Consider the following 12315-nt stretch of genomic DNA (forward strand, 5'->3'; position numbering starts at 1 on the left):
CCATTCGTCTTGTGACAATCTCTTCATAAAAATAGGCGACGCGACTCGCTGAGGTTCGTTGACAAGTCACGGGATAGATTAGAAAACTGCAACTTCCGACGGCAGCCACGGGGGGACTTTCTATGTCTAGGCGCGCGTTTTTCGGCTTTCTCGCTCTCATCGTTTCCGCATTCGCCTCCGTCTCGCCGCTGACCGCGGCCGACCGGCGGATCGAAAGCACTCCGAACAGCGATTATCTCGGTTTCGATCTCAGAACCGTGAAGAATGTCAGCCAGCCCCAATGCGAGGCAGCCTGCATCGGCGACAATGCCTGCAAGGCTTTCACCTATAACGAGAAGGCCAAATGGTGCTTCCTCAAGTCGGATTACAGCCAGCTCAACCCGTTCCAGGGCGCCACGGCCGGCAAGATCGTCGTAACGGCGGTTGAACCGGATATCGGCGCCCCGCCGAAACTGTCCTTCCTCTCCGAAGAGGTTCTCCAGCAGGCGCGTGATCAGAAGGATGGCCTGTCGCTCGGCGACAACCAGAAGGGGTATGGCGTCGAGAACCTCAAGACGATCGCCCAGGGCCAGCTGCTGGCCGGCAATGTCGATACTGCGATCTACAATTTCAAAGGCGCGCTTTCGATCATCCCCGAAGACGGTGCGCTGTGGATCGAGCTTGCCCGCGCCGCCGGCACCGCCAAGAACAACAGCAGCGCCGATGGCGAAGGCACGCTTGCCGCGGTCAATGGCTACCAGCTTTCGCGCACCACCCAGACCCGCGCCGATGCGCTGGCAGTTCTCGCCGCAGCACTGGCCAAGCAGCAGAATTATCGCGCAGCGCTCAACGCCTACAAGGCGAGCCTCGCGCTCGTCAATGCCCGCACCGTGCAGGCCGCCTATAACGATCTGCGCGAACGCCAGGGTTTCCGCATGACCGGCAACACGGTCGATGCCGACAGCGCCAACCCGCGGGTCTGCGTGCAGTTCTCCGAACCGCTGGTGAAGATCGGCGTCGACTACGCACCTTTCGTCGTGCTCAACGGCCAGGCGCCGAAGGCTATGGAAGCCAAGGACAACCAGATCTGCGTCGAAGGCCTCGCCCATGGCCAGCGCTACAAGTTGTCGCTGCGCCGCGGCCTGCCGTCTTCCGTGGACGAGCCGCTTGTTGCCCAGGTGGATATCGACATCTACGTCAAGGACCGTTCGGCGAGCGTGCGTTTCACCGGCGACAGTTTCGTGCTGCCGTCGACCGCGCGCCGCGGCATTCCGATCGTCTCGGTCAACACCGAGAAGGCCAACCTGAAGCTCTACCGCGTCGGCGACCGCAGCATTGCACCGCTGCTCGCCAATTCTCAGTTCCTGACCCAGATGGACGGCTATAACGCCACGCAGATCGAGGAGCAGAGCGGGGAACTGGTCTGGCAGGGCACGATCGATATCGCCCAGGATCTCAACAAGGACGTCGTGACCAGCTTCCCGGTCGACGAAGCGCTGCCGACCCGCAAGCCGGGCGTTTATATGCTGACGGCGGCTGCCGCCAATGCCACGAGCCAGGAATACGATACCAAGGCGACGCAATGGTTCGTGGTGTCCGATATCGGTCTCACCACCTATGCCGGCACGGACGGCCTCAACGTCTTTGCCCGCTCGCTCGGCAGCGCCAAGCCGATCGCCGGCGTCGACCTGCAGCTTCTCGCCAAGAACAATGAAATCCTCGGCACGGCGAAGACCGATGCGGATGGCCGCGCTGTGTTTACCGCCGGCCTGATGCGCGGCACGGCGGCGATGGTACCGGCCGTGCTCGCCGCCCAGAACAACGGCCAGGACTATGTCTTCCTTGACATGGCCCGTGCCGGCTTCGACCTGTCCGACCGCGGCGTCACGGGGCGTCCGGCGCCCGGCGCGATCGACATCCTGCCCTGGACCGAACGTGGCATCTATCGGCCCGGCGAGACCGTTCATGCCTCGGCGATTGCCCGCAATATCGATGCGACGGCGATCGAGAACCTGCCGCTCACCTTCGTTTTCCTGCGGCCGGATGGCGTCGAGGATCGGCGCATGGTCAACAACGGTTCGCTCGGCGGTTACACGCTCGACCTGCCGCTGCTGGCCACCTCGATGCGCGGCACCTGGACGATGCAGATCTTCACTGACCCCAAGGGCTCGGCGATCGGCGAAAAGACCTTCCTCGTCGACGACTTCGTGCCGGATCGCATCGAGTTCGACATGACCAGCGATGCTAAGGAAATCGCGGTCGGGGAGCCGGTGCCGGTCAATATCGACGGCCGATACCTCTATGGGGCGCCGGCGGCCGGGCTCAATCTCGAAGGCGAAATCGCGCTGAAGACGACGCGCGAAAATCCGGCCTTCCCGGGCTACCAGTTCGGCCTCGTCGATGAAGAGGCGAGCGAAGCGGTACGCATTCCGCTGGAGGAGCTCGAGCCGCTCGACGACGACGGCAAGGCAACCTTCGACGTGACAGTTGCCGAAGCACCTTCGACGACGCAGCTGGTGAATGCCGATATCGTCGTGCGCATGCAGGAGGCGGGCGGCCGCGCCATCGAGCGTTCGATCACCCTGCCGGTCAAGGCAGAAGGCGCGCGGATCGGCATCAAGCCGGAATTCTCCGGCGATCTCGGCGAAAATTCGGTCGGCAATTTCACCGTGATCATGGTGGACGCCGCCGGCAAGAAGCAGGCTATCCAGAACCTGCCCTGGAAGCTGATCAAGATCGACCGAGATTACCAGTGGTATCGCGACGGTTCGTCCTGGCGATATGAGCCGGTGACCCGCACCAGCCAGGCTGCCAACGGCACGGTGAATGTTACCGCCGATGGCGGCAAGGTTTCCGTGCCGGTCAAGTGGGGCCGCTACCGGCTCGAGGTCGAAACGGCAGATATCGGTGGCCCCACCTCCAGCGTCGAATTCGATGCCGGCTGGTTTGTGACCGCGACCTCGACGGAGACTCCGGACGCGCTGGAAATCGCGCTGGACAAGCAAAGCTACAAGGTCGGCGAGACGGCCAAGCTCAAGGTCTCGTCGCGATATGCCGGTGAGCTGATGATCACCTCCGGTTCCGAGAGCCTGATTGCGGTCAAGACCGCCAGCATCGGCGCCAATGGCGGCGAGGTGGAGATCCCCGTCACCGCGGCCTGGGGCGCCGGTTCCTATGTCACCGCGACGCTCTATCGTCCGGGTCAGGCGCAGGAGAGCCGCATGCCGATGCGCGCCATCGGCGTCACCTGGCTGAAGGTCGATCCGGAAAACCGCGATCTGCAGGTATCGATCACCGCTCCGGAAAAAACGCTGCCGCGCCAGCCGCTGAACATTTCGCTGCAGGTCGCGGGAGCGGGCGCCAACGAGGACGCCTATGTTACTGTTGCCGCGGTGGATGTGGGCATCCTCAATCTCACCCGTTACCAGCCTCCGGCGCCGGACGACTGGTATTTCGGTCAGCGCCGCCTCGGCCTCGAAATCCGCGACCTCTATGGCCGTCTGATCGACGGTTCGCTCGGAGCCACCGGGCGGTTGCGCACCGGCGGCGACGGCGGCAGCACGGCGCTGCAGTCGAGCCCGCCCAAGGAAAAGCTGATCGCCTTCTTCTCGGGTCCTATAAAGCTCGATGCGCAGGGCAAGGCGAATGTCTCCTTCGACATTCCGCAGTTCAACGGCACGGCGCGCGTCATGGCGGTCGCCTGGTCGAAGACCGGCGTCGGGCATGGCGTCAAGGACGTGGTGATCCGCGATCCGGTGGTGATTACCGCCAGCCTGCCGCGCTTCCTCGCCCCCGGCGACCAGACCAATCTGAGGCTCGATATCGCCAATACCGATGCGCCGGCCGGCGACTATCAGCTTGCCATCACTACCAACAAGCCGGTCGCCGTCGATCAGAAGGGGACCGGAAAGATCACGCTCGCAGCTGGCGGCAAGTCGGATGTCACGCTTGCGCTGCGCGGTGTCGAGCCGGGCGACGGGTCGATCTTGGTCCGCCTTTCCAATGCGTCGGGCATGTCGCTGGACCAAGTGCTCGATATTCCGGTGCGGCCGGCCGCCATGCCGATCACCCAGCAGCGGCTTGTCCAGCTGAAGCCGGGCGCCAGCGTGACGGTGGATGCCAACCTGCTTGCCGACAGCATCCTGCCGGGCGCCTCGGTCAGCGTGAATGTCAGCCGCTCGACCGCCTTCGACATCCCGGCGCTGCTGATGAGCCTCAGCCGGTATCCCTATGGCTGCGCCGAACAGACGACCAGCCGCGCGTTGCCGCTTCTCTATCTCAGCCAGATGGCGGTGCAGAACGGCCTTGCCGACGATACGGAGGTCAAGAAGCGGGTCCAGGATGCGATCTATCGCGTGCTGTCCTACCAGTCCTCGGCCGGCAGTTTCGGCCTCTGGGGTCCGGGAGGCGGCGACCTGTGGCTCGATTCCTACGTGAGCGACTTCCTCAGCCGCGCCCGCGAGCAGGGCTACGACGTGCCGGAACAGGCGCTCGTCCAGGCTCTCGACAGCCTGCAGAACTCGCTCGGCTTCACCAACAACGTCAAGGACCAGGGCAACGAGATCGCCTATGCGCTCTATGTGCTCGCCCGCAACCGCAAGGCCGCGATCAGCGACCTGCGCTATTACGCGGACACGATGCTGAACGATTTCCCGACACCGCTCGCCAAGGCCCATATCGCCGCGGCGCTGGCGCTTTACGGCGATGCCCAGCGGTCAAAGAATATCTTTGCGGCCTCGCTGCAGATGTCGGAAGCCGCACAGATCCAAAGGGTCAGCCTGTCGCGCTCGGATTACGGCTCGTCCTTGCGTGACGGTGCCGCCGTTCTGGCGCTTGCCGCCGAAAGCCGGCCGGTGCCGCCGATTGTTCCGGCGCTCGCCACCATCGTCGCCAAGGAATGGGGACAGAAAAAATACACCAGCACCCAGGAACAGACCTGGATGCTGCTCGCCGCCCGCGCGCTTCAGAACGGTGATGACGGTCTGCGCCTGCAGGTCAACGGCGCCGATCATCGCGGTACGCTGATGTCGCAGATGACCGGCGATGCGCTGATCGGCCATCCGCTGACCGTCAAGAACAACAGCGCCGATCCGCTGTCGGCCTCGATCACCACGGTCGCAGCCCCCGCCCAGCCGCTGCCGGCCGGCGGCGACGGTTTCCAGATCACCCGGACCTACTATTCGATGGATGGGGAGGAGACGAATGTCAGCGAAGCGCAGCAGAACCAGCGTTATGTCGCGGTGATCACGATCACCGAGAGCAATAGCTGGCCGTCGCGCATCGTCGTCACCGATCTTCTGCCGGCCGGGTTCGAGATCGACAACCCGAGCATCGTCAACAGCGCGAGCCTTGCCAACTTCGACTGGATCGAGGAAGTGCAGGCAGCCCACACCGAGTTCCGCAACGACCGTTTCGTCGCGGCCTTCGACCGGAGCGCCGGCGACAACCGCGAGATAACGCTCGCCTATGTGGTCCGTGCCGTGACGCCCGGCGTCTACGATCATCCGGCGGCCCAGGTCGAGGACATGTATCGTCCGCAGTTCTCGGCCCGTACCGCAATGGGCAAGATGGAGGTGCTGGCCGCCCAGTAAGCGGCAGCTCGTTCCGATGAAGCTCAGGTGGAAACTTTCGATCGGTCTGGTGATCGCCCTCGTCACTGCGGCGGGGCTGATCGCCGGCCTCGAAGCGGCCGACAGGGCCTATCCGCCGCCGCTCGAAAGGGCGCGGGTGGCTTCCGCCGAAGTGCTGGATGCGGATGGCGAACTGCTGCGCGCCTTTGCGACACCCGAAGGCCGCTGGCGGCTTCGCACGACGATCGAGAATGTCGATCCACGGTTCCTCAAAATGCTGGTCGCCTATGAGGATCAGCGTTTCTACCAGCATTCCGGCGTCGATCCGTGGGCGCTCGGGCGAGCGATGCTGCAGCTTGTCACCAACGGTCGTGTCGTTTCGGGCGCCTCGACGCTGTCGATGCAGGTGGCTCGGCTGATCGAGCCGCGCGAGAGCCGGTCCGTTGCGGCAAAACTCCGCCAGGTCGTGCGCGCGGTCCAGATAGAACGGCGGCTGTCCAAGACGGAAATTCTCGAACTCTACCTCACCCATGCGCCTTATGGCGGCAATCTAGAAGGCGTGCGGGCCGCAAGCCTTGCCTATTTCGGCAAGGAGCCGCGGCGGCTGACGGTGGCGGAAGCCGCCCTTCTCGTCGCCCTGCCGCAATCGCCGGAAGGCCGGCGGCCGGACCGGCATTTCAGGATAGCGAAAGCGGCGCGGGAGCGGGTGCTGATGCGCTCGGCCGTGGCCGCGGTTACCGGCGACGGCGAGGCGGAGCGGGCGTCGAGTGACGGCATTCCCACCCGGCGCCTGCAATTGCCGGCCTATGCGGCGCATCTCGCCGAAGCGGCTATCCGCAAGCAGCCGAAGATCGAACAGCATAAGACGACCTTGAGACGAAGTGTCCAGCAGGGGCTGGAGCAGGTCGCGAGGGAAGCTTCGGTGAAGCTCAGCCCCAAGGTTTCCGTCGCCATGGTGATGGCCGACATCACGACCGGTGCGATCGTCGGCGAGGTCGGCTCTGCCGATTATTTCGATGCGAGCCGCTCCGGCTGGGTGGACATGACGCGGGTCAACCGCTCTCCCGGCTCGACGCTGAAGCCGTTCATCTATGGGCTCGCCTTCGAGCAGGGGCTGGTGTCCCAGGAGACGATCATCGAGGACCGGCCGGCGGATTTCTTCGGTTACCGGCCGAAAAATTTCGACATGACTTATCAGGGCGACGTCAGCGTCCGGCAGGCCCTGCAACTGTCGCTCAACGTGCCCGCGGTGCGGCTGCTGGATGCCGTCGGGCCGTCGCGGCTGATGATCCGTTTCCGCCGCGCGGATGTGCGGCCGGTCCTGCCGGCCAACGAGGCGCCGGGTCTGGCGATCGGCCTCGGCGGCGTCGGCATCACGCTCAAGGATCTGGTGCAGGCCTATGCAGCGCTCGCCAATCGCGGCAATCCGATGAGGATTGGCAACGGCATAGAGGACCAGCCGGGCATGATCGACGGCGAGCCGCTGCTCGAGCCGCAGGCGGTGTGGAACGTCGCCGACATTCTGTCGGACGTGCTGCCGCCGCAGGGCAGCCGCAGGCTCGGCATCGCCTACAAGACCGGCACGAGCTACGGCTATCGCGATGCCTGGTCGGTCGGGTTCGACGGGCGATATGTGCTGGGCGTCTGGGTCGGCCGGCCGGACAATGGTGCGGTGCCGGGGATTGCCGGCTATCAGACGGCGGCGCCGATCCTGTTCGAGGCCTTTTCGAAATCCGGCGTACCGATCACGCCGCTGCCATCGGCGCCATCGGGTGCCGTCCGCATTGCCCAGCCCGAACTGCCGATCAGCCAGAGGCGGTTCTCGATGACCGCGAATGGGCTCATTTCCGCCTCGACGCGGGAGCCGGCGCCGCAGATCGTCTATCCGCCGGAAGGCGCGCGCGTCGATCTCGGGGCGCAATCGGGCGATATTTCGCCGCTGGTCCTGAAGCTGCAGGGCGGCCGGGCACCCTTCCGCTGGCTCGCCAACGGCAAGCCGCTCAGCGAACTGTCCCGTCGCCGCACCAGCGAGTGGAAACCCGACGGCGCCGGTTATTCGACGCTGACCGTGATCGACGCCGCCGGCCGCGCCGCGAGCGTTCGAGTTTTCGTGGAATAGAGATGTTGGAGCCTTCGCGCGGGAAGGCGCTCGGGCGTCCGCTCGCTTTCGGCCAGCACTCCGGCGCCCCGCGCAGTCGCCTGCCGTGGTTTTCAAAGATCGGAGAGCCCACACGAATGCGGAACCTCAATAGATTTTAATAGGTGGCTCCGCATTCGCGTGGCCTTCGGCGTCTTTTCGGGGTGTCCCTCCCCTACAGGTGATCACCTCGCCTCGCTGCGTGGCTTTGTTTGCGCCCATCCTTTCGGGACAGGCCTGCCACTTGCACGGCTCAACCGAACCGGACATGGCTGTCCGGGGGAGGCTTGATAGGAATGTTCGTCTTGCGATGAGCACTCCATGGTTTTGACCTCTTCCACCATCCCCGCACGTTACGGTTCCAATGAAAGCGCCGGCCTCCGCCTGCCCGCGAACGTCTCGCGAAACACTCCGGCGACGGAAGCGGTAGGATTGTAGGCATGGTGGCGAGGGGTGGGGATGATGAGGCGGTTAAGTCACTGGAGATGCTGGGAAGCGGCGACCCATTATCCACGGGCAAACATGGAGAGACAGCGTTGGAAGGCGTACCCGCCATACCCCCCTCTGTCCTGCCGGACATCTCCCCCTCAAGGGGGGAGATCGGCTGGAGACACCCTCTCCTAAACAAATAACCGTTTCACCCGGCAGATGCGGGTAAGCGGGAAGGCCATGTAGCTGGTGATCTTCTTCCTCGCGGGCAGGGCGATCGCATATGGAATGTGCGGCAGCGCGGCATCCTTAACCCTCCCCCTTGTGGGGAGGGTGGCCGGCAGGCGGGAGGGGTTTTGATGCTGGATGAAGTCCCCTCCCCAACCCCTCCCCACAAGGGGGAGGGGCTCCACGCGACGCCCCATACATTGATAGGCGATCCGCTTGAGGTGAGGGTGGCTCGGCTCGCGGGCTTCCTCAAACAGCAGATTTTCCAAACTTGGGAGCGCCCGGTAGCCTGATGCTCAGCCTAAGCCGCCGTTGCCGCCTTCTTCTTCGCCACGCGGGCGCGGATCGACTCGATATCGGCCTTCGGCGTCGCCTTGAACAACGTGCGCGTATAGTCGTGCTTCGGGTCGGAAAACACCTCTTCGCGGGTGCCGTATTCCACCGCTTCGCCGAAATACATCACCATCACCTCGTCGGCGATGTAGCGCACTACCGACAGGTCGTGGCTGATGAAGACGTAGGTGAGGTTGAACTCGTCCTGCAGGTCGGCGAGCAGGTTCAGCACCTGGGCCTGGACCGAGAGGTCGAGAGCCGAAACCGGCTCGTCGAGCACCAGCAGCTTCGGGTTCAGCATCAGCGCGCGGGCAATCGCGATGCGCTGGCGCTGGCCGCCCGAGAACATGTGCGGGTAGCGGTTATAGTGTTCCGGGCCGAGGCCCACCTTCGTCAGCATTTCGCTGGCGCGGTCGCGGCGTTCGGCAGCCGACATGTCGGTGTTGATCGCGAGCGGTTCGCCGAGCACGTCGCCGATCTTCTGGCGCGGATTGAGCGAGCCATAGGGGTTCTGGAAGACGATCTGCACCTTCTGGCGCATGTCCTGGGTCAGGTGGCCGGGGCGGGTATCGACCTTCTTGTTGTCGATCAGCAGATCGCCGCCGGTCGGTTCGTCGATGAAGGTCAGCATGCGGGCCAGGGTGGACTTGCCGCAGCCGCTCTCGCCGACGATCGCCAGCGTCTTGCCGCGTTCCAGCTTGAAGGAGACGCCTTTCACCGCATGGATGATCTTCTTCGGTTTGAAGAGGCCGCCCGGCAGTTCGTAATCACGCTTGATGTTGCGCACTTCGAGCATGGTGTTGTCGGTCATGGTCTCGCTCATGCGCTTACTCCCGGAGCGGGTTCCGGATTGCCGTCGAAGAAGGCGGAAACCGTGGTGAGGCGGTCGCCGGTGGCGTTTTCCGGCAGCGCCGCCAGCAGCGCCTTGGTGTAGTTGCTCTTCGGGTTTTCGAAGAGGGAGAGCACGTCGGCCTCCTCCATCTTGCGGCCCTTGTACTGGACGACGACGCGGTCGGCGGTCTCGGCGACGACGCCCATGTCATGGGTGATCATGATCAGGCCCATGCCGTTTTTCGCCTGCAGCGCCATGATCAGGTCGAGGATCTGCTTCTGGATCGTCACGTCGAGCGCGGTGGTCGGCTCGTCGGCGATCAGCAGTTTCGGATTGCAGGCGATCGCAATGGCGATCATCACGCGCTGGCACTGGCCGCCGGACATCTGGTGCGGGAAGTGGTTCAGCCGCTCTTCCGGGTTGGGCAGGCCGACCTGGCTGAACAGCTCGATGGCGCGGGCGCGGCGGGCTTTTGCGTCGAGGCCAAGATGGATGCGCAGCACTTCCTCGATCTGGAAGCCGACCGTGAAACACGGGTTGAGGCTGGCAACCGGCTCCTGGAAGATCATCGCGATATCCTTGCCGATCAGCTTGCGGCGCTCGGCCGGGCTGATGTTCTGGATGTCGCGGCCTTCGAAGAGCATGCGGTCGGCGGTGATCTTGGCAGTCCAGGGGAGAAGGCCCATGACGGCGAGCATGGCGACGGACTTGCCGGAGCCGGATTCGCCGACGATTGCCAGGACCTCGGCCTTTTCGACCGAGATGGAGACGCCGTCGACGGCGCGGAACCAGCCGGTGGCGGTTTCGAATTCGACGGTGAGGTTATCGATTTGCAGAAGCGCCATGATCAGGACCTCTTCAGTTTCGGGTCGAGCGCATCGCGCAGGCCGTCGCCCATCAGGTTGATGGCGAGAACGGTGACGAGAATGGCGACGCCGGGGAAGGTGACGACCCACCAGGCGCGCAGGATGAATTCACGCGCTTCGGCAAGCATCGTGCCCCATTCCGGTGCCGGCGGCTGGGCGCCCATGCCGAGGAAGCCGAGGGCGGCCGCATCGAGGATGGCGTTCGAGAAGGAAAGCGTCGCCTGGACGATCAGCGGCGCGGTACAGTTCGGCAGGATGGTGCGGAACATCAGGCGAATGGGACCGGCCCCGGCAAGCCGGGCCGCGGTCACGTAGTCGCGGCTCTTTTCGGCCATCACGGCGGCGCGGGTGAGGCGCACGAAATGCGGCTGCAGGGTGAGCGCGATGGCGATCATGCCGTTGGTGAGGCTGGGCCCGAGGATCGCGACGAGCACGAGGGCGAGCAGCAGCGACGGGAAGGCGAGGATGATGTCCATCAGGCGCATGATGACGGTATCGATCCAGCCGCGGTAATAACCGGCGATTAGGCCGACGATGATGCCGCCGGTGAGCGACAGCGTCGTCACGAAGACGCCGATGAACAGCGAATACTGTGCGCCATAGATCAGGCGGGACAGGATATCGCGGCCGACAGGATCGGTGCCGAGCAGGTAGGACGGGTTGCCGCCCTCGGCCCAGGCCGGGGGAAGCAGAGCGAAATCACGATACTGCTCGAACGGCGAATGCGGGGCGATGAACGACGCGAAGATCGCCACGATGACGAGGGCGACGAAAATGATGAGCCCCAGAACGGCGCCGCGATTTTCGGAAAAGTAGAACCAGAACTCGCGGAGCATCTGGCGGCGCATCGCGGCGCTGGAAACCGGTTCGGCGGTCTTGGTAACAGTGGTATCGGCCATGGGATTTTCTCCTTCTTGGTGCCGGATCAATGTCGGATTCTGGGATTGATCAGCCCGTAGAGCAGATCAACGATGAGATTGACGAACATGATGATGGCCGCGATCAGGAGCAGGCCGCCCTGGATGACGGCGTAGTCGCGGCGGAAGACGCTGTCGACCATCCACTTGCCGATGCCCGGCCAGGAGAAGATCGTCTCGGTCAGGATGGCGCCGGCGAGCATGACGCCGATCTGCAGACCGATCGTGGTGATGACCGGGATCATGGCGTTGCGCAGCGCATGGATGCCGACGACGCGGAAGGGCGAAAGGCCCTTGGCGCGGGCGGTGCGGACGTAGTCTTCCGAGAGCACTTCCAGCATGGCGGAACGCGTCTGGCGGGCGATGACGGCGAGCGGAATGGTCGCAAGCACGATCGAAGGCAGCGCAAGGTGGCTGATCGCCGAGGCGAAGGCGCCCTTCTGTCCCGAGAGCAGCGAATCGATCAGCATGAAGCCCGTGACCGGCGGAAAGAAGAACATCAGCGAGATGCGGCCGGAAACCGGGAACCATTGCAGGGTGCCGGAGAAGAGGATGATCAGCAGCAGGCCCCACCAGAAGATCGGCATCGAATAACCGACAAGCGCGATGCCCATCAGCCCCTGGTCGAAGATCGAGCCGCGCTTGATCGCAGCGATCACGCCGGCCGGAATGCCGAGAGCGACGGCGATGACGATGGCGCAGAAGGAAAGCTCCACGGTCGCCGGAAACAGCGCCCAGAACTGCTCGAGGATCGGCTTCTTGGAAACGATAGACGATCCGAAATCGCCGGTCAGCACGCCGCCGAGATAATCGAAATACTGGACGATCAGCGGCCGGTCCATGCCGAGCTGGGCACTGATCTGGGCATGCCGCTCCGGCGACATGACGCGTTCGCCCGAAAGAAGCGCAACCGGATCACCCGGCAGAAGTCGGATAAATGAAAACGCAATGATCGAGACCCCGATGAAAGTCGGGATCAACACGGCGATACGCCGCAACAGGAAGCCAAACATTCGAAACCTTC

At 64.0% G+C, this 12315-nt stretch carries 6 protein-coding genes; 2 read left to right on the plus strand and 4 right to left on the minus strand.

What is annotated here, in order from left to right:
• Window positions 1-122: 122 nt before the first annotated feature.
• Window positions 123-5570: an alpha-2-macroglobulin family protein gene (locus tag ACZ9EJ_RS19935; protein WP_046641772.1), complete on the plus strand. Its 5448-nt coding sequence runs from the start codon at window positions 123-125 to the stop codon at window positions 5568-5570.
• Between the two features lie 16 nt (window positions 5571-5586).
• Window positions 5587-7668, plus strand: a complete 2082-nt coding sequence (gene pbpC / locus ACZ9EJ_RS19940) for a penicillin-binding protein 1C (RefSeq protein WP_046631664.1) — start codon at window positions 5587-5589, stop codon at window positions 7666-7668.
• A gap of 976 nt (window positions 7669-8644) precedes the next feature.
• On the opposite strand, the gene ACZ9EJ_RS19945 is transcribed toward pbpC, so the two are convergent.
• The 4 genes from ACZ9EJ_RS19945 to ACZ9EJ_RS19960 are packed head-to-tail and all read right to left on the minus strand — an operon-like array spanning window position 8645 to window position 12304.
• Complete coding sequence (locus ACZ9EJ_RS19945) at window positions 8645-9499, minus strand: dipeptide ABC transporter ATP-binding protein (RefSeq protein WP_370649708.1); 855 nt, start codon at window positions 9497-9499, stop codon at window positions 8645-8647.
• Complete coding sequence (locus tag ACZ9EJ_RS19950; protein WP_080954143.1) at window positions 9496-10353, minus strand: ABC transporter ATP-binding protein; 858 nt, start codon at window positions 10351-10353, stop codon at window positions 9496-9498. The genes ACZ9EJ_RS19945 and ACZ9EJ_RS19950 overlap by 4 nt, the downstream gene beginning before the upstream one ends.
• A gap of 2 nt (window positions 10354-10355) precedes the next feature.
• The gene (locus ACZ9EJ_RS19955) at window positions 10356-11273 is read right to left on the minus strand and encodes an ABC transporter permease subunit (protein WP_046640196.1); all 918 of its coding nucleotides are present in this window, start codon (window positions 11271-11273) and stop codon (window positions 10356-10358) included.
• Window positions 11274-11299: 26 nt separating this feature from the next.
• Window positions 11300-12304, minus strand: a complete 1005-nt coding sequence (locus ACZ9EJ_RS19960) for an ABC transporter permease subunit (protein ID WP_007758456.1) — start codon at window positions 12302-12304, stop codon at window positions 11300-11302.
• Window positions 12305-12315 lie beyond the last annotated feature (11 nt).

This window comes from Neorhizobium sp. USDA 3394, assembly GCF_056280385.1.

What these genes read in the sequence shown, in the direction of transcription:
- ACZ9EJ_RS19935 (WP_046641772.1), top strand. Translation starts at nt 123, where the DNA reads ATGTCTAGGCGCGCGTTTTTCGGCTTTCTCGCTCTCATCGTTTCCGCA.
- pbpC (WP_046631664.1), top strand. Translation starts at nt 5,587, where the DNA reads ATGAAGCTCAGGTGGAAACTTTCGATCGGTCTGGTGATCGCCCTCGTC.
- ACZ9EJ_RS19945 (WP_370649708.1), bottom strand. Translation starts at nt 9,499, where the DNA reads ATGAGCGAGACCATGACCGACAACACCATGCTCGAAGTGCGCAACATC.
- ACZ9EJ_RS19950 (WP_080954143.1), bottom strand. Translation starts at nt 10,353, where the DNA reads ATGGCGCTTCTGCAAATCGATAACCTCACCGTCGAATTCGAAACCGCC.
- ACZ9EJ_RS19955 (WP_046640196.1), bottom strand. Translation starts at nt 11,273, where the DNA reads ATGGCCGATACCACTGTTACCAAGACCGCCGAACCGGTTTCCAGCGCC.
- ACZ9EJ_RS19960 (WP_007758456.1), bottom strand. Translation starts at nt 12,304, where the DNA reads ATGTTTGGCTTCCTGTTGCGGCGTATCGCCGTGTTGATCCCGACTTTC.